Below are 25,373 nucleotides of genomic sequence, written 5' to 3'. Positions count from 1 at the left end.
CCGCGACCTGCACTTTTGAGCCATGAACGAGACAACTCCCCCTGCCGAGTGGTGGTTTTCGCGCCACCCGCGCAGCGTCGGCCGGGCGCGGGCCCGGCTGCGCGAACAGGCCGTCGCGTGGGGCCTGCCCGCCGAGGCGACGGACACCGCGGTCCTGCTGCTCAGCGAGCTGATGGGCAACGCCGTCCGCCACGCGCGGGTCCCGCCGGACCGGAGCATCGCCGCTCGGGCCGTCCTCGTCCCGGGGATCCTGCGGGTGGAGGTCTGCGACGCCTGCGACGACCCGCCCGTACCGCGGCAGGCCTCGGCCACGGACGAGTCGGGGCGCGGGCTGGCGCTCGTGGAGATGCTCGCCGACGCCTGGAACGTTCAACCTCGGCCGTACGGCATCGGTAAAACGGTCTGGTTCGAACTCAGAGTGACAAAACCGTGCGTAAACAGTAGTGACCAGTGGCCGGATCTCGACGTAGGGTTCGCGCCATGGACAGTGACCTGGGACTCCTGAACGTCATCGACGTCGAGGCGACGTGCTGGGACGGCGAACCGCCGCAGGGCTCGGTGAGCGAGATCATCGAGATCGGGCTGACCGTCGTCGACCTCGTCGCGGGCGAACGCGTCGCCCGCCAACGCGTGCTCGTACGGCCCGCGCGCTCCTCCGTGAGTCCCTTCTGCACCCAACTGACCGGTCTGACGCAGGCCGAGGTGGACTCGGGGCTGGACTTCGCGGACGCCTGCAAGCTGCTCGCGGTCGAGCACCGGGCGGGATCGCGTCCGTGGGCGAGCTGGGGCGACTACGACCGCCACCAGTTCAACCGCCAGTGCCGGGCCACCGACACGACGTACCCCTTCGGCAGCCGGCACACCAACGTCAAGACGCTCTTCACCCAGGCCCACCGCCTCACCAAGCGCGCCGGCATGGCGGAGGCGCTGCGGCTCGTCGGGCTGCCCCTGGAAGGCCGCCACCACCGCGGCGAGGACGACGCGTGGAACGTCGCCGCCCTCGTCGTCGACCTGGCCCGGCGGGGTGCCTGGCCGGCGATGCCGGCCTACTGACCGCCGGGGCCCTGCCCGGCTGTCAGGCGGTCCCGGGTTGCTCGGGCCGGGCGGGCCGTCCGCGCTCGGGCTCGGCCGGCTCGCCCGGCCCGCCCGGCTGGTCCTCGCGGGCGGCGGCCTGTTGCGCGCTGTGCGGGGTGGCCGTCCAGGCCGCGCAGTACAGCAGGAGCTTGGCCGTGAAGTTGATCCAGAGCAGCAGCGCGATGGGCACCCCGAAGGCGCCGTACATGCTCTTGGTGGCCACGCTCTGCAGGTATCCGCTGATGAGCAGCTTCAGCACCTCGAAGCCGATCGCGCCGATGAGGCTCGCCACGAGGACGTCGCGGCGGTTCGGTGTGACGCCCGGCAGCAGGGTGAGCAGGTAGGCGAGGATCAGCAGGTCGACGAGGACGGCGATGCAGAAGCCCGCCACCGACAACAGGGCCCGCCCCGGTCCGTGTTCGTCGAGGCCGATGGCGTCGCCGAGACGGCCGACGGCCGTCCCGGCGAGGGCCGAGCAGGCGACGGAGAACAGCGCGACGGCGCCCAGGCCGACCAGGACGCCGAAGTCCTTGAGCTTCTGGAGGAACGGGTTCTCGGACTCGTCGTCCTTGTGCCAGATCGCCCTGAGGCAGTCGCGCAGGGCGCCGACCCAGCTGACGCCGGTCAGGACCAGCAGGACGGCGGCGATGGTGCCCACCGTGCCCGCGTTGTCGACGAGCCCGCCGATGTTGAGCTGGTCGGCGATGCCCGGCACCTGCTCGGCCAGCTTGCCCTCGAGTTCCTTGAGCTGACCGGGGGACAGCAGGGCCGCGCCGACGGCGGCGCCGACCGTCAGCAGCGGGAAGAGCGCGACGAAGCTGACGAAGGTGATGGCGGCGGCCAGCCGCGTCCAGTGCACGCTCTCCAGGTGCTCGTACGTGCGCCAGGCGTGGGTGCGCATGAGCCGCGCGATCCACGGTCCGATCACTGGGAGCCGAGTCAGCCATTCCATACCGCGCGCCTGCCCTCCGTCACGACGTGCACTCTAGGTGGCGGTCGCCGTCGCGGCGGTGATCGCGTCCAGGACACGGTCCGTGTCGGCCTCGGATGTACGCCAGTTGCTGAACGCGGCGCGCACCGCGGGCACTCCGTGGAGGACCGTCGGGGTGAGGAAGGCCTCGCCGGAGGCGGCGACGGCGCGGACGAACGCGCCCACGCGCTCGGCCGTGGGGTCGCCGGCCAGGGTGAAGCAGACGACGTTGAGCCGGACGGGAGCCAGGAGCCGCAGGCGCGGGTCGGCTTCGATGCGCTCGCCGAGGCGCCGGGCGCAGGCGGCGTTGCGCTCGACGACCTCGCGGTGGCCCTCGACGCCGTAGGCGGTGAGGGAGAACCACGCGGCGAGGGCGCGCAGCCGTCGGGAGTTCTCGGGGGTGAGGTGGAGGAAGTCGGGATCGGGGAGGGCGGGCAGGCCCAGGTAGGGCGAGGCGTTGTGGAAGACCCGGACCTGGAGGTCCTGACGGCGGGTGAACTGCACGGCGGCGTCGTAGGGCACGTTCAGCCACTTGTGGAGGTCGACGCAGACGGAGTCGGCGGCGTCGATGCCCTCGGTGAGGTGCGCGTACGCGGGTGACAGCGCGGCGAAGCCGCCGAACGCGGCGTCGACGTGGAGCCAGAAGTCGTGACGCTCCTTCAGGGCGGCGATCGCACGCAGGTCGTCGAAGTCGACGGTGTTGACGGTGCCGGCGTTCGCGACCACGACGGCCGGGCGGCCCTCCAGAGCCGTCAGCGCCGCGTCGAGGCGGTCGACGTCCACCGCCTCGCGGCCACCGGGCAGCACCGGCACGGAGGTCAGGGACGACCGGCCGAGCCCGAGGACGGACAGGGCCTTGTCGACGCTGGAATGCGGGGTGCCGGAGAGCACCGTCACCGGGCCGAGCGCGGCCAGTCCGTCGCGGGAGACGGACAGCCCCCGCCGCTCGCCGAGCCACTCGCGCGCCACGGCCAGGCCCACGGTGTTGGAGACCGTCGCGCCGGTGACGAAGGCACCGCTGTGCTCCGCGCCGAGGCCGAACATCGCGCGGAGCCAGCCGACGGTCTCGCGTTCCAGGGCGGCGGCGGACGAGTCGCCGCCCGCCGAGACGTTCTGGTCGTAGGTGCTGGTGAGCCAGTCCCCCGCGACGGCGGCGGGGGTCGCTCCCCCGGTGACGAAGCCCAGGTAGCGCGGTCCGGCGCTGCCCGAGAAACCGGGTGCCCAGCGCCGTTCGAAGAGCGCGAGCGCGCCGTCGGCACCGGTCCCGGTGACGGGCAGGGGCTGCGGCTCGGGTGCGGGCCCGGGGCGGGCGGCCGGGCGGTCGTCGACGGCCGCCAGCTCACGGGCGGCCAGGTCCCGTACGGCCTGGAGGAGTTCGGGGAGGTGTGCGCGGTCCGCCGCGAGTGTGGGGTGCATGGCGGCAGCGTAGGCGGGCCGTCGTGCGCGGCCCCGCCCGGCGTGCTCACACGTGCGGCGGGCCTCCCGCGGGAGCCGGGCTGAGCGGCTCGCACGCACCGGGCTGGTGCGGCACGAGGGGATGCCCGGCACCGCCGCCGAAGGGATAGTCCCGCACACTGCGCCAGACGCCCTCGTCGTCCTGCTCGTAGAGCGAGAAGCAGCTGACGGTCCAGGCGGCGGCGAAGTCGGCGAGCTCCGTCTCGGCGCGGTCCAGCGCCTCGTCGGGGATGCCGTGGCCGATGGTGACGTGCGGGTGGTACGGGAACTGGAGCTCGCGGCGGACCGGGCCGGAGCGGACCCGCTCCTGCAGCTCGGCGCAGTCGGGGCCGCCCTGGACGAGGTCGACGTAGACGACCGGGGTGACCGGCCGGAAGCTGGCCGTGCCCTCCAGCCGCATGGGGAAGCCGCGGCCGGAGGCGGCGACCTCGGCGAGGTGCTCCCGGAAGGCCGGGAGCAGCGCCGCGTCCACCTCGGTCGGCGGGAGCAGCGTGACGTGGGTGGGGATGCAGTACGCCAGAGGGTCTCCGTAGCCCGCACGGCGCTGCTGCAGCAGGCTGCCGTAAGGCTCGGGGACCGCGATCGACACGCCGATCATGCGGTTTCCCACGCGTTCACCCCTTCCCCGGGTCGGTTCGCGGCATCGTACGCACGCCGTACGACACAACTCCGTCAGAGCCAGTGTGACGCGCGCGCGGCCTCCCGCGCGAGCGTCGTCCGTCACACCTGCGCGGGACCTAAGGCCCCTCTTTCCCGGGCGTCCCGGGGCGGGAAGGGCCGTCAGTGCTTGGCGGGCAGGAAGCCGATCCTCTCGTACGCCTTCGCCAGGGTCTCCGCGGCGACGGACCGGGCCTTCTCGGCACCCTTGGCGAGGACCGAGTCCAGCGTCTCCGGGTCGCCCAGGTACTCCTGGGTGCGCTCGCGGAACGGCGTGACCCATTCCACGAAGACCTCCGCGAGGTCGGTCTTGAGCGCACCGTAGCCCTTGCCCTCGTACTTCTGCTCGAGTTCCGGGATTCCGGTGCCGGTGAGGGTGGAGTAGATGGTCAGCAGGTTGCTGACGCCCGGCTTCTCCTGCTCGTCGTAGCGGATCACGGTGTCGGTGTCGGTGACCGCGCTCTTGATCTTCTTCGCGGAGGCCTTGGGCTCGTCCAGGAGGTTGATCAGGCCCTTCGGGGACGCCGCCGACTTGCTCATCTTCGACAGCGGTTCCTGCAGGTCGTAGATCTTCGCCGTCTCCTTGACGATGTAGGCGTCCGGGACGGTGAAGGTGTCGCCGAAGCGCCCGTTGAAGCGCTCCGCGAGGTCGCGGGTGAGCTCGATGTGCTGGCGCTGGTCCTCGCCGACGGGGACGGCGTTCGCCTGGTACAGCAGGATGTCCGCGACCTGCAGGATCGGGTACGTGAACAGGCCGACAGTGGCCCGGTCGGCGCCCTGCTTGGCGGACTTGTCCTTGAACTGCGTCATGCGGGACGCCTCGCCGAAGCCGGTGAGGCAGTTGAACACCCAGCCGAGCTGCGCGTGTTCGGGGACGTGGCTCTGGACGAACAGGGTGCAGCGCTCCGGGTCGAGCCCCGCGGCGAGGAGCTGGGCGGCGGCGAGCCGGGTGTTGGCGCGCAGCTCGGCCGGGTCCTGCGGCACGGTGATCGCGTGGAGGTCGACGACCATGTAGAAGGCGTCGTGGGACTCCTGCAGGGCCACCCACTGGCGGACCGCGCCCAGGTAGTTGCCCAGGTGGAACGAGCCTGCGGTGGGCTGGATGCCGGAGAGCACACGGGGACGATCGAGAGCCATGGCACTCATTCTCTCAGGTCCGCGCGGATTCCATGGCCGCGGTGGGAACCCGGGGGCGGGCAGCGGTGTAGAAGGGGTGACGGGGGCCGCACGGGGGCGGCGCCGGCGACGGGAGGGGGTCCGCCACGGAGGGGGAGGCGGCGGTGATCGCGCGCGTGCGCGCCGGTGAGCGGGAGGCGTACGCGGAGCTGGTGCGCCTGCACGCGGACGTCGCGCACCGTACCGCCGTGCTGCTCGGCGCGGGCTCCGACGCGGAGGACGTGGTGCAGGTCTCCTTCGTCAAGGCGTACCGCGCGCTCGCGACCTTCAAGGAGGGGGCGGCCTTCCGGCCGTGGCTGCTGCGGATCGTCGCCAACGAGGCGCGCAACGCCGGGCGGGCGGCCCGCCGTCTGCGGTCGGCGGTGGAGCGCAACGCCGCCCTGGAGGCCCTGCCCCCCGCGGCGGACGACCCGGAGTCGCTGGCGGTGTCGCGGGAGCGCCGGACGGAGCTGCTGGCCGCCGTACAGGCGCTGAGCGAACCGCACCGCATGGTGGTCACCTGCCGCTATCTGCTGGACCTGGACGAGGAGGAGACGGCGACGGTGCTCGGCTGGCCGCGTGGCACGGTGAAGTCCCGGCTGCACCGGGCCCTGGCCCGGCTGCGGGCGGGGCTCGGCGAGCCGGTGCCGGCCGGCCGGTACGACGACGGGGGGCGGCGCCCATGACCGACCGGCTCCCGGAGGAGCTGCGCGAGACGGGCCGGTGGCTGGAGATCCCGGCGCCGTCGCCCGACTCCGTCGCCGAGCAGGTGCTGGCCCGGCTGCTGGCCGAGGCGGTACCGGCCCCTGTCGTCCCCCCGCCGGGCCGCGGCGCCCGTGCGCGCGCGTGGGCCGCGGCACGTTGGCGGGCCCTGACGGCGGTGCTGTGCGGGCTGCTGGTGGTGCTGGTGCTGACCCCGCCGGTGCGGGCCGCGGTCGCGGACTGGTTCGGCTTCGGCGGCGTCGTCGTGCACCGGGACCCCTCCGCCCGCCCGTCCGGCGGCGCGCCGCCGCCGGTGCGGGGCGACGCGCCGCTGGACGGGGCGTACGTGCCGGCGGAGCTGGGCGAGCCGGACGGGGTGGCGGTCGTCGACGGGGGGTGGGTGCTGTCGATGAGCTGGCGGGTGGACGGGCGCACGGTACGGCTCGACCAGTTCCGGGCCACGATCGACATGGTCTTCCTCAAAAAGGTCGGCGGGGCGGCCGAATGGGTCGACCTGGGCACCGGGACCGGCTACGGGGTGTGGTTCGCGGAGCCCCACTACGTGCAACTGGTCGACCCCGACGGCCGTACCCGCCGTGAGGCCCCCCGGACCGCCGGGCCGACCCTGGTCTGGCAGCGCGGGGGGACGACGCTGCGCCTGGAGGGCGTACCGGACCTGGCACGCGCGCTCAGCGTCGCGGACTCCGCCCGGCGGCGTTAGGGCCTGTCTCCTGACACGGACGGGAACCTCGCGGGCCCGGGCGGTGTAACAGGGGCAGGACCGAGCGAGAGGGGGAGCGGATGCGGATCAGCAGGTTCGTCACCTGGGCCGGAGTCACCGTGACGGCGTTCGCCGCCGTGATCGGCGGGTCGGGGCCGGCCGCCGCGGGCGGGCCGACCAGCGTGATGCTGGTCGCTCCGGCCAGCGGCAAGGCAGCGGGTGTGTACACCAGTTCACCCGACTACCGGGAACTGGAGCAGTCCATCGGCGACGGGCCGGCGCAGAAGGCGCCGAAGTCGCTGACGGACGTGATGGACGACCGGCACCGCCAGGTCACCCTCACCTGGCTGGTCCACGACGTGTCGGTCTGGAAGGTGGACCACGTGTACCCGGACGGCCCCGGCGGCGCCTGGGTCCACTCCCTCTCGCCGGCGGAGACGGGTCCGCCGGACGAGGGTGTGTGGCGCAAGGCGGCGCGCTCCGAGGACCTCCGTCGCCTCCTCGGCCGGCTGGGCCTCATGGGCGCCGACAAGGGCCTCGGCGTGAGCGCCCCCGACTACCTGCCCGGCTCTGACGACGCCGCGGCCGTCGAGGAGACCCCCGTGGCGGCCCCGCAGCCCGCGGCGGCCGGCGACGGCGGCGGAGCGGACGGCTGGTGGCTCTCCCTGCCCGGGCTCGGCGCCGGCCTGCTGGTGGGCGGCGCAGGCACCTTCCTCGTCCTGCGCCGGATATCCCGCCGCACGCCCGAGGAGGGGCCCCGCCAGGCACTCGTCGACATCTGACGCGACGGGGGTGCGTGCCGTGCCGGCACGCACCCCGTGCGGGCGGAGGGTCAGCCGAGGTCGATCCCGGGGTAGAGCGGGAAGCCTGCCAGCAGGTCCGTCGCGCGCTGCGCGATCTCGTCGGAGACCTTCCCGTCCAGCACGTGCTGAGCCTTGGACGGCTTGCCGGCCGAGGTGACGCCCGCCGTCGTGGCCGTGAGCACCCGGTCGATCAGCCCGGCGATCTCGTCCATCTCGCCCGTGCCGAGGCCGCGGGTGGTCAGCGCCGGGGTGCCGATGCGGATGCCGGAGGTGTACCAGGCTCCGTTGGGGTCCTGGGGGATGGAGTTGCGGTTGGTGACGATGCCCGAGTCCAGCAGGGCGGCCTCGGCCTGCCGGCCGGTGAGCCCGTAGGAGGACTCGACGTCGATCAGGACGAGGTGGTTGTCCGTGCCGCCGGTCACCAGCGTGGTGCCGCGCCGCAGCAGCCCCTCGGCCAGGGCCCGGGAGTTGTCCACGATGCGCTGCGCGTAGGAGTGGAAGTCGGGGCGCCTGGCCTCCGCCAGGGCCACCGCCTTGGCGGCCATGACGTGCGGCAGCGGACCGCCGAGCACCATGGGGCAGCCGCGGTCGACCTGCTCGGCGAGCGAGGAGTCGCACAGCACCATGCCGCCGCGCGGGCCGCGCAGCGACTTGTGCGTGGTGGTGGTGACGATCTGCGCGTGCGGCACGGGGTCGAAGTCACCGGTGAGGACCTTGCCGGCGACCAGGCCCGCGAAGTGCGCCATGTCGACCATCAGCGTGGCGCCGACCTCGTCGGCGATCTCCCGCATGATCCGGAAGTTCACCAGCCGCGGATAGGCGGAGTAGCCCGCCACGATGACGAGCGGCCGGAACTCGCGGGCGGTCTTGCGCAGCGCCTCGTAGTCCAGCAGCCCTGTGGCGGGGTCGGTGCCGTAGCTGCGCTGGTTGAACATTTTTCCGGAAATATTCGGACGAAAGCCGTGCGTGAGGTGGCCGCCCGCGTCCAGGGACATGCCGAGCATCCGCTGGTCTCCGAGCTCGTGGCGCAGCCGCGCCCAGTCCTCCTCGGACAGGTCGTTGACCTGGCGGGCCCCGGCCCGCTCCAGCGCGGGCGCCTCGACCCGCGCGGCGAGCACGGCCCAGAAGGCGACGAGGTTGGCGTCGATGCCGGAGTGCGGCTGCACGTATGCGTGCTGGGCTCCGAAGACCTCGCGCGCGTGCTCGGCGGCGAGCGCCTCGACGGTGTCGACGTTGCGGCAGCCTGCGTAGAAGCGGCGGCCGACGGTGCCCTCGGCGTACTTGTCGCTGAACCAGTTGCCCATGGCCAGCAGCACCGCCGGGGAGGCGTAGTTCTCGCTGGCGATGAGCTTGAGCGAGGCGCGCTGGTCCTCCAGCTCCTGGCCGATGGCGTCGGCCACGCGCGGCTCGACACCCCTGATCACTTCGAGGGCACTGCGGAAGGCGGTGGATTCGGTGGAACCACTCGGCATGTCAGACCTCCTGCTGCACGACACGGCACACGGGACGGCCCAGGCGCACGGCACACAGTTCACGGGCCGCTCCCCGATGGTCAATCCCATCCCAGCGCGCCAGTCACGACCCGTGGCCAGCCTAGCAACGCCGGTCGGGGCGCCGCCCGGCGCGAGGTTTCTTCGCATCCGGGACGAGCGACGATAGAAAGGGGCCCCACCGGGTCCCAGCGCCACAACTCCCGACGTACCACGAACGGAGCACTCACGTGTCGACCGCCGCCGAGCACATCGCCGCCACCGAGGCGCACAGCGCCCACAACTACCACCCCCTCCCGGTCGTCGTCGCCTCCGCCGAAGGCGCCTGGGTGACGGACGTCGAGGGCCGCCGGTACCTCGACATGCTCGCCGGCTACTCGGCGCTGAACTTCGGGCACCGCAACGCCCGTCTCATCGAGGCCGCCAAGGCCCAGCTCGACCGCGTGACGCTCACCTCGCGGGCCTTCCACCACGACCGCTTCGCGCGCTTCTGCGCGGAGCTGGCCGAGCTGTGCGGCATGGAGATGGTGCTGCCGATGAACACCGGCGCGGAGGCCGTCGAGACGGCGGTGAAGACGGCCCGGAAGTGGGGCTACAAGGTCAAGGGCGTGCCGGACGGCCAGGCCAAGATCGTCGTCGCGGCGGACAACTTCCACGGGCGGACGACCACGATCATCAGCTTCTCCACCGACCCCGAGGCCCGCGCGGACTTCGGCCCCTACACCCCGGGCTTTGAGATCGTCCCCTACGGCGACCTGTCCGCCCTGGAGGCGGCCCTGGACGACCGTACGGTGGCGGTGCTGATGGAGCCGATCCAGGGCGAGGCGGGGGTCCTGGTGCCGCCGGCCGGGTACTGGGCGGGCGTGCGCCGGCTCACCAAGGAGCGCGGGATCCTCTTCATCGCCGACGAGATCCAGTCGGGCCTGGGCCGGACGGGCCGGACCTTCGCGTCGGAGCACGAGGGCGTCGTCCCGGACATGTACGTGCTGGGCAAGGCGCTCGGCGGGGGCGTCGTCCCGGTCTCGGCGGTCGTGTCCTCGGCGGAGGTGCTCGGGGTCTACCGCCCCGGTGAGCACGGCTCCACCTTCGGCGGCAACCCACTGGCCTGCGCGGTGGCGCTGGAGGTCCTCGCGATGCTGCGCACCGGGGAGTACCAGCAGCGGGCCACCGAGCTCGGCGACCACCTGCACCACGAGCTGGCGCTGCTGACCGGCAGCGGGGCCGTCACGCAGGTCCGGGGCCGCGGACTGTGGGCGGGCGTGGACATCGCCCCGGAGCACGGCACCGGCCGGCAGATCTCCGAACGGCTCCTGGAGCGGGGCGTCCTGGTCAAGGACACCCACGGCTCCACGATCCGGCTCGCGCCGCCGCTGGTCATCTCCAAGGAGGACCTGGACTGGGGTCTGGACCAGCTGCGGGCCGTGCTGTCGGCCTGAGCCCGGGGGCACGGGCCCGACGCGGGATGCGTCCCGGCGGTCAGACGCCGTCGGGGCGCACCGCCGGGGACATCCGCGTCGTCACGCCGATGCGGTTCCAGGCGTTGATGGTGACGCACATGGCGATCAGCCGGGGCAGTTCCTCCTCGTCGAAGACGCGTGCGGCCTCGTCGTAGACGTCATCAGGGACTCCGCGTTCGCCCAGCCGGGTCACCGCCTCCGCCAGCGCCAGCGCGGCACGCTCGCGGACGGTGTAGAAGGGGGTCTCCCACCACACGGTGAGCCCGTTCAGCTTCTGCTCCGTCAGCCCCAGCTTGCGGGCGTCGGCCAGGTGCTGGTCCACGCAGTAGGCGCAGCCGTTGAGCTGCGAGGAACGGGCCTTCACCAGCTCCGTGATCACCGGGTCGAGGCCACTGGCCGCGGCCGCGTCCAGGGCGATCATCGCCTTGTAGAAGTCGGGGGCTGTCCTGCCGAGCGCCATGCGCGGCGCGTGGGCAGGGACCAGGTCGTCCGGGCCGGGGCCCGACGGCGCAACGGCGGAAGTCGTGATCATCGTCATGCAGGCCAACCTAGTGACGGGGTGGCCTCGTCCCGTGGTCCACTTGAAGGGTGAACGAGTGGGCCATTTCAGGAGTCGACCTTCATCTGGACCTCGCCGGCGGCTCCGGTGCGCGCGCCGGGCTGGAGGACGCGCTGCGCGAGGCGGTGCGCGACGGCAGGCTCGCCCCCGGCACCCGGCTGCCGTCCTCCCGGGCGCTCGCCAAGGACCTGGGTGTCGCCCGCAACACCGTCGCCGACGCCTACGGACAGCTGGTGGCCGAGGGCTGGCTGACGGCCCGCCAGGGCTCCGGCACACGGGTCGGCGACGGCTGGCGCCCGGCCGGCCCGCCCGCCGCCCCGCCGCCCGGCGGTCGCACTCTCGCCGGAACCCCGCGGCCGGACGGCACCACGGACCCGGCCGGCGCCTCGGAGCCGCCGGCCGGACCGCCGTGGCGCCGGGAGCACGTCCCCTACGACCTGCGGCCCGGCTCCCCCGACCTCGGCTCGTTCCCCCGCGCCGCATGGTCCGCCGCCGCACGCCGCGCCCTGGCGGCCGCGCCCAACGACGCCCTCGGCTACACCGATCCGCGCGGCCGCCCCGAACTGCGCGAGGCCCTCGCGGCGTACCTGGGCCGGGTGCGCGGGGTGCGCACCGCCCCGGAGCTCGTCGTGGTGTGCACGGGCTTCGTCCAGGCCGCCGGGCTGATCGGCCGTACCCTGCGGACCCGCGGAGCCCGCCGCGTCGCCGTCGAGGCGCTCGGCTACCCGCACACCCTGCGCATCCTGCGGAAGTCCGGGCTCACCACCGTCCCGCTGACCGTCGACGACGACGGCGCGCAGGTCTGCGCGCTCGACGCCGGCGTCGACGCCGCGCTGCTCACGCCCGCGCACCAGTTCCCGTACGGTGCCCCGCTCTCCCCCGCGCGGCGCACGGCGACCGTGACCTGGGCGCGCGAGACCGGCGGACTGGTCGTCGAGGACGACTACGACGGGGAGTTCCGCTACGACCGGCAGCCCGTCGGCGCGCTGCAGGGCCTCGCGCCCGAGCACGTCGTGTACGCCGGAACCGCCAGCAAGAGCCTCGTCCCCGGGCTGCGGCTGGCCTGGCTCGCCCTGCCGCCCGCCTTCGTGGAGCCCGTGCTCGCCGAGAAGGTCCTCGCCGACCACCAGTCCCCGGTCCTCGACCAGTTGACCCTGGCCGAACTGATCGTCTCCGGCGGCTACGACCGCCATGTGCGCCGGATGCGGCTGCACTACCGCCGCCGCCGCGACCGCCTCGTCACCGCGCTCGCCACCCGCGCCCCCGCCGTGCGGGTGTCGGGCATCGCCGCCGGCCTCCACGCCGTACTGCGGCTGCCGCCCGGCACCTCGGCCGGCGAGCTCGTCGTGCGGGCGCGGGAGCGCGGCCTCGCCCTGCAGAGCGTCGCCGACTTCGGCGGCACGGACGACGACGCCATCGTCGTCGGCTACGGCGCCCCGCCCGAGCACGCCTTCGCCGGCTCGCTGGACGTGCTCTGCGCGCTGCTCGCCGCCCACACGGACTGAGCAGCACGCGAAGCGGCCCTCCGCCGCGCCCTTGCGGGAGCGCGGCGGAGGGCCGCTCGTGGGACTCGGTGTCCCGGGATCAGATGAGGCCGAGGCCGCGGACCGCCTCGCGCTCCTCCTCGAGCTCCTTCACCGACGCGTCGATGCGCGCACGGGAGAACTCGTTGATCTCCAGGCCCTGGACGATCTCGAACCTGCCGTCCTTCGCGGTCACCGGGAAGGAGGAGATGAGGCCCTCCGGCACGCCGTAGGAGCCGTCGGAGACGACACCGGCGGAGGTCCAGTCACCCTCGGCGGTGCCGTTGGTCCAGGTGAAGACGTGGTCGATCGCGGCGTTGGCGGCCGACGCGGCGGACGAGGCGCCACGCGCCGCGATGATCGCGGCACCGCGCTTGGCGACGGTCGGGATGAACTCCTCGGCCAGCCACTTCTCGTCGTTGACGGTCTCGGCGGCGTTCTTGCCGGCGACCTCGGCGTGGAAGATGTCCGGGTACTGGGTGGCGGAGTGGTTGCCCCAGATGGTGAGGCGGCGGATCTCGCTCACCGGCACGCCGGTCCTCTTCGACAGCTGCGAGATGGCGCGGTTGTGGTCCAGGCGGGTCATCGCGGTGAAGCGGTCGGCCGGGACGTCCGGGGCCGAGGACTGCGCGATGAGCGCGTTGGTGTTCGCCGGGTTGCCGACGACGAGCACGCGGATGTCGTCCGCGGCGTGGTCGTTGATGGCCTTGCCCTGCGGGCCGAAGATGCCGCCGTTGGCCTCCAGCAGGTCGCCGCGCTCCATGCCGGCGGTGCGGGGACGGGCGCCGACGAGCAGGCCCACGTTGGTGCCGTCGAAGGCGACGTTCGGGTCGTCGGAGATGTCGATGCCCTTGAGCAGCGGGAACGCGCAGTCGTCCAGCTCCATCGCGGTGCCCTCGGCGGCCTTCAGGGCCGGGGTGATCTCCAGCAGCCGCAGCTTCACCGGGACATCGGGGCCGAGCAGGTGGCCGGAGGCGATGCGGAAGAGCAGCGCGTAGCCGATCTGGCCGGCGGCTCCGGTTACGGTGACGTTGACGGGAGTGCGAGTCATTGCCTTCTCCTGGCCTTCTCCTGCTGGATCCCTTGCCGCCCCGGCAGCGTCCCATGCCCCGGAACGGGGATCTCTCGGCGTCAAGAGACCCACGCCAGGCTATACCCGCGCCGTCGCGGCAGAAGCCACTGCCGGTGTGGCCCCGGTCACCGTCCGCCCCGTGCGCCCCGCCCGCACCGTCCGCCCCGCCCACACCGTCCGCACCGTCCGCCCCGTCCGCCCCACGCCCTTCGACGTCGGCCGGCACGACGCCACCGGCACACCTGCGGCGCGCCGCACGCGGCGACCGGCCACGAAACCCATGCCGGCACCGAGCGTGGCCCGGCGCCGCGCGCCACCGTCCCGCCGACCCCGCTGCCACCCGCGCCGGCGGTCCCATCGGCTCCGCACCCGCCGCGCCGGAGCGGCGTGCCCGCGGGGCGTCCCCCGGTGTGCCGCGCCGCGCGGTCGTCAGCCCGGCGGAGGTGTGGCGCAGCCGCGGGGGCCCGTGGTGAGGGTGGCGCAGGCGCGGGCGGCACCGGGGGTGCGGACGGCGAGCATCGAGGTGTACGCCGCGGGGTCCCGGCCGATGCGGCTGCGCTGGGAGCGGCGGGCCCCGCCCGCTTCCGTGACGCTGACCGTGTCACCCGGGACCCCGGCGGAGATGCGGGCCCAGACGGCCGCGCAGACCCGGCTGTAGCGCATCTCGACGTACGCGCCGCCCACCCAGGCCGCCGCGGCCGTACGGGCGTTGCCGCCGCCGCAGCCCATGCCCTCGGGGTCCTTGCCGGTGCAGTCCTGGCCGGTGCACTTCACCCCGGCGGGGAGTACGGCCGCGTGGGCGGTACGGGACGGGCCGGGCCGGGCGCGGTCGTCGCCGTCACCGCCTCCGGTCAGCGCGGTGGCGCCGACCACCGCCAGCACGACGGCCACGACGCCCACCACGAAGAGCACGACCGGACGGCGCCGTACCGCGGGGGCGGCCGGCGGCGGCCCCTGCACCGCGGCCGTCACCGCGGCGGCCGGGGCCGGGCCGAACTCCCCCAGCGCGGCACGGGCCTCGGCTATCCGGAGGGCCTCCATCGTGACGTCGTGGCGGCCCTCGGCGCGGCTCCAGACCCGCTCGGTGACCTCCCACATCGTGGTGAAGTGGGCCGGGTCGGCACCCGTCGCCCCGGCGAGCGCGACCACGGCGTGACGGGGCGGCAGCAGCCGCCCGTTGAGATACCGCTCCCAGGAACTCCTGCTGTACCCGGTCGCCTCGGCCAGCGCCGCGACGCTCAGACCGCCGCGGTCGACCTGGCGCCGCAGCTGCTCGGCGAACTCCCGTACCCGCGGGTCCAGGTCATCGGCCAGTGGCCGCCAGCGGGCCATCTCCCGTTCCCCCTCTTGCCGTTGCCGTTCTGTCCGGAAGGCTACCGATGAGGATGCTTCGGGCGGCCCGTCCGGTTGCGCCCGTCATCCGATGCAGATGCCCAGGATGATCAGGCCCAGGCAGAGCCCCTTGCCGGGGCTGCGGCTCGGGGACGCGGAGGGCGCCGGCGCCGCCGGGGCGCTCGTCGCGGGCGGGGGTGCCTCGGTGGTGGGTGCGCCGCCACCGGGCGCGGCCGTCGTCGGCCCGGCCGTGCCGGGTGCCGCCGTGTGCGGGTCGCGTCCCGGGGCGGAGGACGTCACGCCGGGCCGCGCCACCTGCGTCGCGGGCGTGCCGCCGTCCGGGGACATGGCGCCCCCTGTACGCGAGGCCGCCGCGTCCGTCGTCCCCGCCGCGGGGGCCGACCCGGGCCAGGAGGTGACGGCGGAACCGGCCGAGCGGGAGGCGGAGGGCACCGGACCGGCCGGCACGCCGGCCGTGGGGCGGCCGGACAGCGGCGCCCCGGCGCGCCCGCTCCCGTCCGTGGCCACCCCGGACGCCAAGAGCAGTGCGAACACCCCGCCGAGCACCAGCCCGCCCGCGACCGCCAGCAGCGCCTTGCGGCGACGCCTCAGGGCGTGCCGGGGCATCCCCTCGACGGGGGCGAGCGGGTCGAGCGGGTCGGCGTACGGGAAGCCCTTCATGGTCTCGGCGACCCCGCGGTCGGCCAGCTCCCACAGGGCCATGAGCCGGTCGTAGTCGGCGCCGCTGAGCTGCCCCAGCACCTCGACCGCGTCGCGCGGCGGGATCCGCACCCCGTTGAGGTACTGCTCCCAGGCACCGGTGCTGCTCGCCGTGCGCGCGGCCAGCGCCGGGACGCTCAGCCCGCTGCGGTCCTTCATCCGGCGCAGATGCACGGCCAGACGGCGCGCGGCACCGTCCAGTGTCTCGGGCAATGGCTCCCACCGTGCCACCACGCACCCCCCGGCTCCGTCGGTCAACCCACGGTAGCGACGCACATACGCTCGATGCATGAAATCCGGAGAATCCTCATGCTCCCCGCGGGGTGACGAGTCCGGTCTCGTAGGCGAGGACGACGGCCTGGGCACGGCTGCCGAGGTCGAGCTTGGCCATGGTGCGGTTCAGATGGGTCTTGACGGTCGCCTCGCTGATGAAGAGCAGGTCGGCGATCTCCGGGTTCGACAGGCCGCGGGCGATCAGCCGCAGCACCTCCACCTCGCGCGCGGTCAGCGCCGCCAGTTCGGCGGGCGGGGCACGGTCGGCGCCGGCGGGCGGGGCGCCCGGGCGCGGCGGGGCGTACGCCTCGATCAGCCGCCGGGTGACGCTCGGGGCGAACAGGGTGTCCCCTCCGGCGACGGCGTGGACGGCGGTGATCAAGCGTTCGGGGCCGGCGTCCTTGAGCAGGAAACCGGAGGCCCCGGCGCGCAGCGCGGTGTAGACGTACTCGTCGAGGTCGAAGGTGGTGAGCACGAGGATCCGCGGCGGCGGTTCCTCCGCGGCGGCCAGGATGCGCTCGGTGGCGACGACCCCGCTGATGCCCGGCATCCGGATGTCCATGAGGATCACGTCCGGCGCGGTGCGCGCCGCCCGCTCGACCGCCTCCTCACCGTCGCCGGCCTCCCCGACCACCTCGATGCCGGGTGCGGCGTGCAGCAGCGCGACGAGGCCCGCCCGGATCAGGAACTGGTCGTCGACGACGAGCACCCTGGTCATGCCTCCGATGCGTCCCCTCGCCGCTCTGTCCCCCGCGCGGACGTGGGGAGCACGAGCCGTACCTCGAAACCCTCGCCGAGCGGGCCGGTGTCCACCGTCCCGCCGTAGAGCCTGGCGCGCTCCCGCATGCCGATCAACCCGTGTCCCGTTCCCCGGCCGAATGTGGCCGGATCGGAACGTCCGGATGGCGCCCCGGTGTCCCCGCCCCTGCCCGTGGTGCCCGCGCCGTCGTCGGTGACGGTGACCGTCAGGTGGTGGGGCTCGTAGCCGACCAGGACCCGGGCCCGTGCGAGGGGGGCGTGCTTGAGCACGTTGGTCAGCGCCTCCTGCACGACCCGGTACGCGCACAGGCCGACGCCGGGGGCGACCGGCCGGGGCTCGCCCTCGGTCCGCAGCTCGACGGCGAGCCCCGCCCCCCGCACCCGCTCGATCATCTCCCCCAGCCGGGTCACCGAGGGCATCGGATCGTAGGAGGCCCAGCCCTCCTCGGGCTCGCCCGGCCCGGCGCGGAGCACCTTCAGCATGCGGCGCATCTCCTGGAGCGCCTCGCGGGTGGTGTCGGAGATGGTGTCGAGCGCGCCGCGGGCGGTCTGCGGGGACGTGTGGAACACGTACGCGGCCATGCCCGCCTGCACCGAGATCACCGACATGTGGTGGGCGACGACGTCGTGCAGCTCGCGGGCGATCCGCGCCTGCTCCTCCGCCACCGCCTCCCGGGCCCGGTCCTGCTGCTCGGTCCGCAACCGCTCGGTGAGCCGGGCCAGCCGCTCCTCGCGCTTGCCCGACACCCGGGCCGAGCGCCCGAAACGGCACATCACCAACGGGAACACCACGGCCTGGGCGGCCACCGTGGCCATCGAGCCCTGGGCCGCGGTCAGTCCGGCGTACACCCAGACCGCACCGGTCAGCGCGGCGCAGGCCAGCGCGGTGCGCACCGGGCGCAGGGCCGCGACGGTGTACAGCGCGAGGAGCGGCGCCATGGAGTTGACGACCGGCCAGTAACCGGCGGCGACGTAGAGCGTCCAGGCGGCGCAGACGAAGACGCAGACACCGACCGGCGCCCGGCGGCGCACCAGGATGGGCAGGTTGACCAGGGCGGTCAGCGCGTAGCCGAACAGGTCGAGGCGTATCCAGTCGTCGGGCGGCCGTTCGTGCCCCAGCAGCATGCTGGCGGCGGTGAAGCCCACCGCCAGCAGGACGTCGACCAGCCCCTTGTTCCCCACGGGCGCAGCGTAGGCCCCGGTCGTACGGGCGTGCGTCAGCCCGCGGCCGTACCGCGGAAGTTGTACGTCCCCTTGCGAAAGGTCAAACCGGCACGGGACGACCCACCGCCCCCGCCGGCCGTAGCGTCGTGGCCGGGGGCCAGAGGGGGGCGCCCCAACACGACGGTGCCCCGTCCTCCGACGGGGGGAGGACGGGGCACCGGGTCGTGGGTAGGTGCCGCGCGGCGTTCGCGGGAGGCCCGCCTCAGCCGGACATGCGCTTGCGCAGGTTCTCGTCGACGGCTGCCAGGAACTGCTCGGTCGTCAGCCACGGCTGCTCCGGGCCGACCAGCACCGCGAGGTCCTGGGTCAGCTGGCCGGCCTCGACGACCTCCAGGCAGGCGCCCTCCAGCGTTCCGGCGAACCGGGCGAGCTCGGGGGTGTCGTCCAGCCGGGCGCGGTGGGCGAGGCCGCGGCTCCACGCGAAGACCATCGCGATGGGGTTGGTCGAGGTCGGCCGGCCCGCCTGGTGCCTGCGGTAGTGGCGGGTGACCGTGCCGTGCGCCGCCTCCGACAGCACGGTCCTGCCGTCGGAGGTCATGAGGAGCGAGGTCATCAGGCCCGCCGAGCCGACGCCCCGGCTGAGGACCCCGGACAGGATGTCGCCGTCGTAGTTCTTGCACGCCCACACGTAGCCGCCGGCGCCCTTCAGGGCCGAGGCCGCCATGTCGTCGACCTGGCGGTGCTCGTGGCCCAGCCCCGACGCCTCGAACTCGCGCCGGAACTCGGTGTCGAAGACCTCCTGGAAGAGGTCCTTGAAGCGGCCGTCGTACTTCCTGAGCACCGTGTTCTTCGTGGACAGGTGGACGGGGAGCCCGCGCGCCAGTCCGTAGCGGAACGAGGCCCGCGCGAACTCGCGGATGGACTCGTCCAGGTTGACCATGCCGAGCGCCACGCCGGGGCCCGGGAAGTGGTGGACCTCCAGGTCGACCGGGTCGGAGCCGTCGGCCGGGGTGAAGCTCAGCGCGAGGGTGCCGGCGCCGGGGATGCGCAGCTCGGTGGCCCGGTACTGGTCGCCGAAGGCGTGCCGGGCGATCACCACGGGCCGGGTCCCCCCGGGCACGGCCCGCGGCACGTTCCGCAGGACGACGGGTTCGCGGAAGATCCCGCCGCCGAGACGGTCGCGGATGGTCGCGTTCGGGGAGCGGTACATCCCCCTGAGGCCGAACTCCGCGACCCGTGCCTCGTCGGGCGTGACGGTGGCGCACTTCACGCCGACGCCGTGCCGCACGACCGCTTCCGCCGCTTCGGCCGTCACCCGGTCGTGGGTGGCGTCCCGGTGCTCGATGCCCAGGTCGAAGCGGACCAGTTCGACATCGAGGTACGGCAGGACCAGCTCGTCCCTGATGAAACGCCAGATGATCCGCGCCATCTCGTCGCCGTCGAGCTCGACGACCGGGTTCCTTGCCTTGATCTTGGTCATGGGAGTCGTTCTCCCTCTCACGCCGTGACGTGTGCCCGGGGTACACGTCGTACGTCAGGACACTCGCCACACAGCGTAACCGGATCAACGCACGGAGAAACGGACCACGTCCTCCAGGAAGGGGATCTCGAGCACCGGGTGCGGCTGCGCCATCAGCGCCAGGAGCACGATCAGCACGCCCAGCGCACCGTAGGTGATCATGTCGGTGAAGCGGCTGCGGACGGCCAGCATGCCGACCGAGGGCAGCAGCCAGCGCATCAGCGCGCCCAGGAGCAGCGCCGAGCCGAGCACCACCAGGCCGGCCCGGGTGACGTCCGCCGCCACCAGCACCAGGCCGAGCAGCACCGCGCCGGAGACCACGAGGATCGGCCACTGACGCGCCGGGGCCGGGGCGTGGGCGCCCATGGCCCGGCCGCCGCCCTCGGGGCGCGCGGTACCGCGGGTCAGCACCTGGAAGCGGCGGCTGCGTCCGGCGTCGCCGCTCTCCTCCGGCGCCGCCTCTCCCGTACGGGGGCCCGTCCCGGTCATGCGTACCGGCCCTCCGCGGCCTCCACGACGTTCGCCAGCAGCATGGCCCGGGTCATCGGGCCGACGCCGCCGGGGTTCGGCGAGATCCAGCCGGCGACCTCGGCCACGCCCGGGTGCACGTCACCGACGATCTTGCCGTTCTCGTCGCGGCTGACGCCGACGTCCAGCACGGCGGCGCCCGGCCGCACGTCCTGCGGCTTCACCAGGTGCGGGACGCCCGCGGCGGCCACGATGACGTCGGCCTGGCGCAGCTGCGCGGACAGATCGCGGGTACCGGTGTGGCAGAGGGTGACGGTGGCGTTCTCCGACTTGCGGGTCAGCAGCAGCCCGATCGAGCGGCCGACGGTGACACCGCGGCCGACCACGGTGACGTGCGCGCCGTTGATCTCGACGCCGTGCCGCCGCAGCAGCTCCACGATGCCGTTGGGGGTGCAGGGCAGCGGGCCGCGCTCGTTGAGCACCAGCCGCCCGAGGTTCGTCGGGTGCAGGCCGTCGGCGTCCTTGGCCGGGTCCATCAGCTCCAGGACGCGGTTGGTGTCGATCCCCTTGGGGAGCGGCAGCTGGACGATGTAGCCGGTGCACTCCGGGTTGTCGTTCAGTTCACGGACGACCGCCTCGATCTCCTCCTGGGTGGCGGTCTCCGGCAGCTCGCGCTGGATGGAGGCGATGCCGACCTCCGCGCAGTCGCGGTGCTTGCCCGCGACGTACCAGCGGCTGCCCGGGTCGTCGCCGACCAGCAGCGTGCCCAGCCCCGGGGTGACACCCCGCTCCTTGAGCGCCTGGACGCGGGTCGACAGTTCGGACTTGATCGCGGCGGCAGTGGCCTTGCCATCGAGAATCTGGGCGGTCATACCTCCATCTTCTCAGGTCCGCACACCAACGCTGGACAGCGGATGACGCCGACCAGGACGATGTGGCCCGTCCCCAGTCCCATCCGCGCGAAAGAAGCCAACGTGAGCTACCCGCCCGGTCCCGGCAATCCGTACGGCCAGCAGCCTCCGCAGCAGCCCCCTCAGCAGCCCTACGGCTACCCGCAGCAGCCCCCGGCCCAGCCCGGTTACGGCTACCCGACGCAGCCCCAGTCCCCCTACGGCGCCGTTCCGCCGCAGGCCCAGGGCCCGTACGGCGCCTACCCGGGAGGTCCGGCCGGCCCCGTTCCGGGCATGCCGCCGTTCGCGAGCTGGGGCGCGCGCGTGGGCGCGACGCTGATCGACTTCCTGGTCGCCGGGCTCGTGCCGATGATCCTCATCGGCATCGGCTACGGGCAGTTCATCGCCGTGGTGGTCGACGCGGCCCGCGACTGCGACACGAGCGGCACCTATGGCACCTGCCCCGCGCCCGCGATGCCGGGCGGCGCGCTCGCCCTGATCGGCCTCGGCTTCCTGCTGTCCCTGCTCGGCGCCCTGTTCCTGTGCTACCGCGAGGGCAAGACCGGCCAGACGCCGGGCAAGAAGGCCCTCGGCATCAGCGTGCTGCGGGAGTTGGACGGCCGTCCGCTGGGCTTCGGCATGGCCTTCGTCCGCCGGCTGTGCCACGGCCTGGACGGCGCCGCCTGCTACATCGGCTACCTGTGGCCGCTGTGGGACGACAAGAAGCAGACCTTCGCCGACAAGATCCTCAACACGGTAGTCGTCAAGTCCCGTTAGAGCCGGGGCGAGAAGGCCCACGTCCCCGGACCCCGTCCCCGCGAAGGAAGTCAGAAGTGAGCTATCCGCCCGGCCCCGGCAATCCCTACGGCCAGCAGCAACCGCAGCAGCCGTACGGATACCCGCAGCAGCCAGCGGCCCAGCCGGGCCACGGCTACCCGACGCAGCCCCAGCCGCAGGCGCAGCCGCCGTACGGCTACCCCCAGCAGCCGCAGCCGGGAATGACGTTCGCGGCGTACCCGGGCGGGCCGGAGGTCATGCCGTCCTCGGCGCGGGCGGCCCGGGCGATGCTCTTCGTGCTCGGCGGGATGCAGATCCTGGGCGGCCTGCTGCTCCTGCTCGGGGCGGCGGCGCTCAAGAGCGTGGACGACACCGACGAACTGGCCATGCCCATCGGCCTGGTCTACGTCATGGGGGTGCTCTTCCTCGCCTTCGCCGTCCTGTCGATCGGCATGGGCGCCAAGTACAGGACCGGCGGCAACGGCACCCGGATCGGGTCCATCGTGATCGGCGTGCTGGTCGCGCTGAGCAGCGTCGCCACCATGTTCAGCGGTGCCTTCCTGCTGATCGCGCCGCTCGCGCTCAGCGTGCTGCTGATCGTCTTCGCGGCGAAGGCCGAGACGGCGGCCTGGTTCAGGCGCCCGCAGTACTGAGGGGGCCCGCCCGCAGGCCGAAGGCCCCCGCGCGGGCGGGGGCCTTCGGCGTTCCGGCGCTCGGGCCGGTCAGTGGAAGAAGTGCCGCGTCCCGGTGAGGTACATGGTCACGCCGGCCTTGCGCGCGGCCTCGACCACGGCCTCGTCGCGCACCGAACCGCCGGGCTGCACCACGGCCTTGACGCCGGCGCCGGTGAGCACCTCCAGCCCGTCGGGGAACGGGAAGAAGGCGTCGGAGGCGGCGTAGGAGCCCGTCGCGCGCTCCTCACCGGCCCGCTGGACGGCGAGCTTGGCGGAGTCGACCCGGTTGACCTGGCCCATGCCGACGCCGACCGTGGCGCCGTCCTTGGCCAGCAGGATGGCGTTGGACTTCACGGCCCGGCAGGCCCGCCAGGCGAACGCCAGGTCGGCCAGCTCGCCGGCGGTCAGCGGCTCGCCGGTGGCGAGCGTCCAGGTGGCCGGGTCGTCGCCGGCGGCCTGCAGGCGGTCCTTCTCCTGCAGCAGCAGCCCGCCCTCGACGGGACGGAACTCCGTCTGCGCGACGGGCGCCTCGGGGCAGCGCAGCACGCGGATGTTCTTCTTGCGGGCGAGGACCTCGACCGCGCCCTCCTCGAAGTCCGGCGCCACGATGACCTCGGTGAAGATCTCGGCGACCTGCTCGGCCATGGCCACGCTCACCGGCCGGTTGACGGCGATGACCCCGCCGAAGGCGGACAGCGGGTCGCAGGCGTGCGCCTTGCGGTGCGCCTCGGCGACGTCGTCGCCGACCGCGATGCCGCAGGGGTTGGCGTGCTTGATGATCGCGACGCAGGGCTCGTCGTGGTCGTACGCCGCCCGGCGCGCGGCCTCGGTGTCGACGTAGTTGTTGTAGGACATCTCCTTGCCGTGCAACTGCTCGGCGTTGGCCAGGCCCGTCCCGCCGTCGGTGTACAGCGCGGCGGCCTGGTGCGGGTTCTCGCCGTAGCGCAGCACGTTCTTGCGCGCGTAGGTGGCGCCCGTGAAGTCCGGGAACGGGCTGTCGTCGACGGGGGCGTACGAGCTCGCGAACCAGTTCGCGACCGCGACGTCGTAGGCCGCGGTGTGCTGGAAGGCCTCGGCCGCCAGGCGCTTGCGGGTGGTGAGGTCGAAACCGCCCTCACGGACGGCGGCGAGCACGTCCGCGTACCGCTCGGGGCTGGTCACGACGGCCACGGACGGGTGGTTCTTGGCCGCGGCGCGGACCATCGAGGGGCCGCCGATGTCGATCTGCTCGACGCACTCGTCCTCCGAGGCGCCGGAGGCGACCGTCTCGCGGAAGGGGTAGAGGTTGACCACGACGAGATCGAAGGGCTCCACGCCCAGCTCCTCCAGCTGCCGGCGGTGGTCCTCCAGCCGCAGGTCGGCGAGGATGCCGGCGTGCACCTTCGGGTGCAGGGTCTTGACCCGGCCGTCCAGGCACTCGGGGAACCCGGTCAGCTCCTCCACCTTGGTGACCGGCACTCCGGCGGCGGCGATCCGCCCGGCCGTCGAGCCGGTGGAGACCAGCTGGACGCCCGCCTCGTGCAGGCCGCGGGCCAGCTCCTCCAGACCGGTCTTGTCGTAGACGCTGACCAGTGCGCGACGGATCTCCCGCTTGGTACTCACGGCAACAGAACCTTTCGTCCCTCAATGCGATAGCCGTCGCGGGACAACCGCCCCACGACGTCGACGAGCAGCGTTCGCTCGACTTCCTTGATGCGCTCGTGGAGCGCTTCCTCCGTGTCGTCCTGCCGGACCTCGACCGCGCCCTGCGCGATGATCGGACCGGTGTCGACGCCGTCGTCGACGAAGTGGACGGTGCAGCCGGTGACCTTCACGCCGTAGGCGAGGGCGTCGCGCACTCCGTGGGCACCCGGGAAGCTGGGCAGCAGCGCCGGGTGCGTGTTGACGAAGCGGCCGCCGAACCGGGCGAGGAACTCCTTGCCCACGATCTTCATGAACCCCGCCGAGACGACCAGGTCGGGCTCGTACCCGGCCACCGCCCCGGTCAGCGCGGCGTCCCACGCCTCGCGGTCGCCGTGGTCGGCCACCCGGCAGACGAACGTCGGCACCCCGGCGCGCTCGGCGCGCTCCAGGCCGGCGATGCCGGTCCGGTCCGCGCCGACGGCGACGACGTGCAGTCCCGCGTCGAGCAGCGCCTGCAGGTTCGTTCCCGAACCGGAGACGAGCACGACGAGTCGGGCGGGGCGGGAAAGGGGCGGAAAGACTGTGGCCACTGCGGGTCATCTCTCGGGGATCCGGCGCTTGGAGGATCGTACGACTCGAAGATCGCCGGAATTCCGGGGAACTCTACGAGGCCGTCGACCGTCAGCAACGATACCGGCACACCCACCCGCCCCCACGGGACGGGGGAGCGCGCGGGCGGTAGCGTCTGGGGTGAGAACGGCGAAGTCACGCGTCCGACAACACGAGGAGTCGACGGCAAGGGGATGACCCAGGCAAACATGAGCGGTGGCCGAGGCCACGAGCAGGACAACCCGTTCGCCCCGCCGCCGGAGAACGCTCCCGAGCAGCCCTGGCAGCCGCGCCGGCCGCAGCAGCCCTCCGACTCCGGGGACGAGCCCCCCACGCCCACCCCGCCTCCGCCGCCCCCGGCGTGGGGCGGTCAGTGGAGCGACCGGCAGCCCGGCCGGCAGGACGGCGGCTACGGCGACCGCCCCGGTGGCGGCTACGGCGGGCGGCGCCCGGACGGACCGCGCTTCGACCCCACCGACCCCGCCCAGCGGCGTGCCCGCTACGCCATGATCTGCGGCATGTGGGGCCTCTTCTTCGCGCTCTTCCTCGGCTGGACGTACGTGGGGCTGCTGCTCGGCGCCCTCGCCCTGTACTGGAGCGTCAACGCGCTGCGGATGAAGCCCGAGGAGCGGGCCAAGGCCCGCGCGGAGGCGGCCGCGCTGCTGGCTGAGGGCGGGGCCACCCCGCCGCCGCAGCGGCCCGCCGACCCACGCAGCAAGCCGCAGCGCCCGGCCGCGCTCGGCGGTCTGATCATGGGCGGGCTCGCGCTGTGCGTCGTGGCGGTGACCTTCACGACCCAGGTGGTCTACAAGGACTACTACGCCTGCACGCGCGACGCGCTGACCTCCTCGTCGCGCGACGCGTGCGAGAAGCTGCTGCCGACCCCGCTGCGCGACGTGCTCCACACGCCCTGACGCACCCGTTGCG

At 73.6% G+C, this 25,373-nt stretch carries 26 protein-coding genes and 1 riboswitch; of the genes, 10 read left to right on the top strand and 16 right to left on the bottom strand.

Features of this window, described 5'->3' with window-relative positions; all coding sequences use genetic code 11:
• The first annotated feature begins 22 nt into the window (after positions 1–22).
• Together ACFW3D_RS00490 and ACFW3D_RS00485 are read left to right on the top strand one after the other, a co-directional pair.
• Positions 23–505 carry an ATP-binding protein gene (locus ACFW3D_RS00490; RefSeq protein ID WP_500499682.1) on the top strand — a complete coding sequence of 161 codons (483 nt, stop codon included), beginning with the start codon at positions 23–25 and terminating at the stop codon, positions 503–505.
• Positions 481–1,053, top strand: a complete 573-nt coding sequence (locus ACFW3D_RS00485) for a 3'-5' exonuclease (protein WP_500499679.1) — start codon at positions 481–483, stop codon at positions 1,051–1,053. Before ACFW3D_RS00490 ends, ACFW3D_RS00485 begins: the two co-directional genes overlap by 25 nt.
• A gap of 22 nt (positions 1,054–1,075) precedes the next feature.
• Here the strand turns inward: ACFW3D_RS00485 and ACFW3D_RS00480 are convergent, their stop codons facing one another.
• From ACFW3D_RS00480 to trpS, 4 genes are all read right to left on the bottom strand, one after another.
• The gene (locus ACFW3D_RS00480; RefSeq protein WP_500499676.1) at positions 1,076–2,026 is read right to left on the bottom strand and encodes a YihY/virulence factor BrkB family protein; all 951 of its coding nucleotides are present in this window, start codon (positions 2,024–2,026) and stop codon (positions 1,076–1,078) included.
• Positions 2,027–2,059: 33 nt separating this feature from the next.
• Positions 2,060–3,460, bottom strand: a complete 1,401-nt coding sequence (locus tag ACFW3D_RS00475) for a pyridoxal phosphate-dependent decarboxylase family protein (RefSeq protein ID WP_500499673.1) — start codon at positions 3,458–3,460, stop codon at positions 2,060–2,062.
• A 46-nt stretch (positions 3,461–3,506) separates the two neighbouring features.
• Positions 3,507–4,109, bottom strand: a complete 603-nt coding sequence (locus ACFW3D_RS00470) for a 2'-5' RNA ligase family protein (protein WP_500499670.1) — start codon at positions 4,107–4,109, stop codon at positions 3,507–3,509.
• Between the two features lie 170 nt (positions 4,110–4,279).
• Complete coding sequence (trpS, locus tag ACFW3D_RS00465) at positions 4,280–5,293, bottom strand: tryptophan--tRNA ligase (RefSeq protein ID WP_089224382.1); 1,014 nt, start codon at positions 5,291–5,293, stop codon at positions 4,280–4,282.
• A gap of 143 nt (positions 5,294–5,436) precedes the next feature.
• Here trpS and ACFW3D_RS00460 point away from each other — a divergent pair, with 143 nt between their 5' ends.
• The 3 genes from ACFW3D_RS00460 (at position 5,437) to ACFW3D_RS00450 (ending at position 7,516) form a co-directional block, all read left to right on the top strand.
• Positions 5,437–5,997 carry an RNA polymerase sigma factor gene (locus tag ACFW3D_RS00460; RefSeq protein ID WP_500499667.1) on the top strand — a complete coding sequence of 187 codons (561 nt, stop codon included), beginning with the start codon at positions 5,437–5,439 and terminating at the stop codon, positions 5,995–5,997.
• Entirely contained in the window at positions 5,994–6,734 is a 741-nt protein-coding gene (locus ACFW3D_RS00455; RefSeq protein WP_500499665.1) for a hypothetical protein, read from the top strand. The genes ACFW3D_RS00460 and ACFW3D_RS00455 overlap by 4 nt, the downstream gene beginning before the upstream one ends.
• 80 nt (positions 6,735–6,814) lie before the next feature.
• Entirely contained in the window at positions 6,815–7,516 is a 702-nt protein-coding gene (locus tag ACFW3D_RS00450; protein ID WP_500499663.1) for a hypothetical protein, read from the top strand.
• Positions 7,517–7,566: 50 nt separating this feature from the next.
• Here the strand turns inward: ACFW3D_RS00450 and ACFW3D_RS00445 are convergent, their stop codons facing one another.
• A complete protein-coding gene (locus ACFW3D_RS00445; protein ID WP_500499661.1) occupies positions 7,567–9,009 on the bottom strand; it encodes a glycine hydroxymethyltransferase in 1,443 nt (480 codons plus the stop codon).
• Positions 9,010–9,039: 30 nt separating this feature from the next.
• Positions 9,040–9,126, bottom strand: a riboswitch (ZMP/ZTP riboswitch).
• 131 nt (positions 9,127–9,257) lie between these two features.
• Between ACFW3D_RS00445 and rocD the strand changes: the two genes are divergently transcribed.
• Positions 9,258–10,463, top strand: a complete 1,206-nt coding sequence (gene rocD / locus ACFW3D_RS00440; RefSeq protein WP_500499659.1) for an ornithine--oxo-acid transaminase — start codon at positions 9,258–9,260, stop codon at positions 10,461–10,463.
• Between the two features lie 40 nt (positions 10,464–10,503).
• On the opposite strand, the gene ACFW3D_RS00435 is transcribed toward rocD, so the two are convergent.
• Positions 10,504–11,022, bottom strand: a complete 519-nt coding sequence (locus ACFW3D_RS00435) for a carboxymuconolactone decarboxylase family protein (protein ID WP_500499658.1) — start codon at positions 11,020–11,022, stop codon at positions 10,504–10,506.
• Positions 11,023–11,072: 50 nt separating this feature from the next.
• On the opposite strand from ACFW3D_RS00435, the gene pdxR reads away from it, so the two are divergent.
• Positions 11,073–12,548, top strand: coding sequence for a MocR-like pyridoxine biosynthesis transcription factor PdxR (gene pdxR / locus ACFW3D_RS00430; protein ID WP_500499656.1), 1,476 nt, complete (start codon positions 11,073–11,075; stop codon positions 12,546–12,548).
• A 79-nt stretch (positions 12,549–12,627) separates the two neighbouring features.
• Here the strand turns inward: pdxR and ACFW3D_RS00425 are convergent, their stop codons facing one another.
• The 8 genes from ACFW3D_RS00425 to ACFW3D_RS00390 form a co-directional block, all read right to left on the bottom strand.
• Positions 12,628–13,617 (bottom strand): malate dehydrogenase, encoded by a 990-nt coding sequence (locus tag ACFW3D_RS00425; RefSeq protein WP_500499653.1) that lies wholly within the window; start codon positions 13,615–13,617, stop codon positions 12,628–12,630.
• Between the two features lie 450 nt (positions 13,618–14,067).
• A complete protein-coding gene (locus ACFW3D_RS00420; protein WP_500499651.1) occupies positions 14,068–14,970 on the bottom strand; it encodes a helix-turn-helix domain-containing protein in 903 nt (300 codons plus the stop codon).
• Positions 14,971–15,054: 84 nt separating this feature from the next.
• On the bottom strand, positions 15,055–15,903 hold the full coding sequence (locus ACFW3D_RS00415) for a helix-turn-helix domain-containing protein (protein ID WP_500499649.1): 849 nt from the start codon (positions 15,901–15,903) through the stop codon (positions 15,055–15,057).
• Between the two features lie 94 nt (positions 15,904–15,997).
• Positions 15,998–16,681, bottom strand: coding sequence for a response regulator (locus ACFW3D_RS00410; protein ID WP_500499647.1), 684 nt, complete (start codon positions 16,679–16,681; stop codon positions 15,998–16,000).
• Positions 16,678–17,847, bottom strand: a complete 1,170-nt coding sequence (locus tag ACFW3D_RS00405; protein WP_500500139.1) for a sensor histidine kinase — start codon at positions 17,845–17,847, stop codon at positions 16,678–16,680. Before ACFW3D_RS00405 ends, ACFW3D_RS00410 begins: the two co-directional genes overlap by 4 nt.
• A 301-nt stretch (positions 17,848–18,148) precedes the next feature.
• Positions 18,149–19,366, bottom strand: coding sequence for an NADP-dependent isocitrate dehydrogenase (locus tag ACFW3D_RS00400; protein ID WP_500499645.1), 1,218 nt, complete (start codon positions 19,364–19,366; stop codon positions 18,149–18,151).
• Positions 19,367–19,450: 84 nt separating this feature from the next.
• Positions 19,451–19,894, bottom strand: a complete 444-nt coding sequence (locus ACFW3D_RS00395) for a DUF3017 domain-containing protein (RefSeq protein WP_500499643.1) — start codon at positions 19,892–19,894, stop codon at positions 19,451–19,453.
• Positions 19,891–20,745: a bifunctional methylenetetrahydrofolate dehydrogenase/methenyltetrahydrofolate cyclohydrolase gene (locus ACFW3D_RS00390; RefSeq protein ID WP_500499641.1), complete on the bottom strand. Its 855-nt coding sequence runs from the start codon at positions 20,743–20,745 to the stop codon at positions 19,891–19,893. The genes ACFW3D_RS00395 and ACFW3D_RS00390 overlap by 4 nt, the downstream gene beginning before the upstream one ends.
• Before the next feature lie 102 nt (positions 20,746–20,847).
• Here ACFW3D_RS00390 and ACFW3D_RS00385 point away from each other — a divergent pair, with 102 nt between their 5' ends.
• Entirely contained in the window at positions 20,848–21,540 is a 693-nt protein-coding gene (locus tag ACFW3D_RS00385; RefSeq protein ID WP_500499639.1) for an RDD family protein, read from the top strand.
• A gap of 56 nt (positions 21,541–21,596) precedes the next feature.
• A complete protein-coding gene (locus ACFW3D_RS00380) occupies positions 21,597–22,193 on the top strand; it encodes a hypothetical protein (RefSeq protein ID WP_500499637.1) in 597 nt (198 codons plus the stop codon).
• A 69-nt stretch (positions 22,194–22,262) separates the two neighbouring features.
• On the opposite strand, the gene purH is transcribed toward ACFW3D_RS00380, so the two are convergent.
• Positions 22,263–23,816, bottom strand: coding sequence for a bifunctional phosphoribosylaminoimidazolecarboxamide formyltransferase/IMP cyclohydrolase (purH, locus tag ACFW3D_RS00375; protein ID WP_500499636.1), 1,554 nt, complete (start codon positions 23,814–23,816; stop codon positions 22,263–22,265).
• Positions 23,813–24,427 carry a phosphoribosylglycinamide formyltransferase gene (gene purN, locus ACFW3D_RS00370; RefSeq protein ID WP_500499634.1) on the bottom strand — a complete coding sequence of 205 codons (615 nt, stop codon included), beginning with the start codon at positions 24,425–24,427 and terminating at the stop codon, positions 23,813–23,815. The genes purH and purN overlap by 4 nt, the downstream gene beginning before the upstream one ends.
• Before the next feature lie 228 nt (positions 24,428–24,655).
• Here purN and ACFW3D_RS00365 point away from each other — a divergent pair, with 228 nt between their 5' ends.
• Complete coding sequence (locus ACFW3D_RS00365; RefSeq protein ID WP_500499632.1) at positions 24,656–25,360, top strand: hypothetical protein; 705 nt, start codon at positions 24,656–24,658, stop codon at positions 25,358–25,360.
• Positions 25,361–25,373: the final 13 nt, after the last annotated feature.

It is taken from the genome of Streptomyces sp. NPDC058864 (assembly GCF_042742985.1).
In the GTDB taxonomy this organism is placed as follows: domain Bacteria; phylum Actinomycetota; class Actinomycetes; order Streptomycetales; family Streptomycetaceae; genus Actinacidiphila.
The sequence above is the reverse complement of the archived record's forward strand: the minus strand, read 5'-3'. Positions and strand labels throughout refer to the sequence as shown.

Excerpts from the sequence above, each read along its gene's own strand:
- ACFW3D_RS00490 (WP_500499682.1), top strand. The coding sequence starts at position 23 with ATGAACGAGACAACTCCCCCTGCCGAGTGGTGGTTTTCGCGCCACCCG.
- ACFW3D_RS00485 (WP_500499679.1), top strand. The coding sequence starts at position 481 with ATGGACAGTGACCTGGGACTCCTGAACGTCATCGACGTCGAGGCGACG.
- ACFW3D_RS00480 (WP_500499676.1), bottom strand. The coding sequence starts at position 2,026 with ATGGAATGGCTGACTCGGCTCCCAGTGATCGGACCGTGGATCGCGCGG.
- ACFW3D_RS00475 (WP_500499673.1), bottom strand. The coding sequence starts at position 3,460 with ATGCACCCCACACTCGCGGCGGACCGCGCACACCTCCCCGAACTCCTC.
- trpS (WP_089224382.1), bottom strand. The coding sequence starts at position 5,293 with ATGGCTCTCGATCGTCCCCGTGTGCTCTCCGGCATCCAGCCCACCGCA.
- ACFW3D_RS00455 (WP_500499665.1), top strand. The coding sequence starts at position 5,994 with ATGACCGACCGGCTCCCGGAGGAGCTGCGCGAGACGGGCCGGTGGCTG.
- ACFW3D_RS00450 (WP_500499663.1), top strand. The coding sequence starts at position 6,815 with ATGCGGATCAGCAGGTTCGTCACCTGGGCCGGAGTCACCGTGACGGCG.
- ACFW3D_RS00445 (WP_500499661.1), bottom strand. The coding sequence starts at position 9,009 with ATGCCGAGTGGTTCCACCGAATCCACCGCCTTCCGCAGTGCCCTCGAA.
- ACFW3D_RS00435 (WP_500499658.1), bottom strand. The coding sequence starts at position 11,022 with ATGACGATGATCACGACTTCCGCCGTTGCGCCGTCGGGCCCCGGCCCG.
- ACFW3D_RS00425 (WP_500499653.1), bottom strand. The coding sequence starts at position 13,617 with ATGACTCGCACTCCCGTCAACGTCACCGTAACCGGAGCCGCCGGCCAG.
- ACFW3D_RS00420 (WP_500499651.1), bottom strand. The coding sequence starts at position 14,970 with ATGGCCCGCTGGCGGCCACTGGCCGATGACCTGGACCCGCGGGTACGG.
- ACFW3D_RS00410 (WP_500499647.1), bottom strand. The coding sequence starts at position 16,681 with ATGACCAGGGTGCTCGTCGTCGACGACCAGTTCCTGATCCGGGCGGGC.
- ACFW3D_RS00405 (WP_500500139.1), bottom strand. The coding sequence starts at position 17,847 with ATGCTGCTGGGGCACGAACGGCCGCCCGACGACTGGATACGCCTCGAC.
- ACFW3D_RS00400 (WP_500499645.1), bottom strand. The coding sequence starts at position 19,366 with ATGACCAAGATCAAGGCAAGGAACCCGGTCGTCGAGCTCGACGGCGAC.
- ACFW3D_RS00395 (WP_500499643.1), bottom strand. The coding sequence starts at position 19,894 with ATGACCGGGACGGGCCCCCGTACGGGAGAGGCGGCGCCGGAGGAGAGC.
- ACFW3D_RS00390 (WP_500499641.1), bottom strand. The coding sequence starts at position 20,745 with ATGACCGCCCAGATTCTCGATGGCAAGGCCACTGCCGCCGCGATCAAG.
- ACFW3D_RS00365 (WP_500499632.1), top strand. The coding sequence starts at position 24,656 with ATGAGCGGTGGCCGAGGCCACGAGCAGGACAACCCGTTCGCCCCGCCG.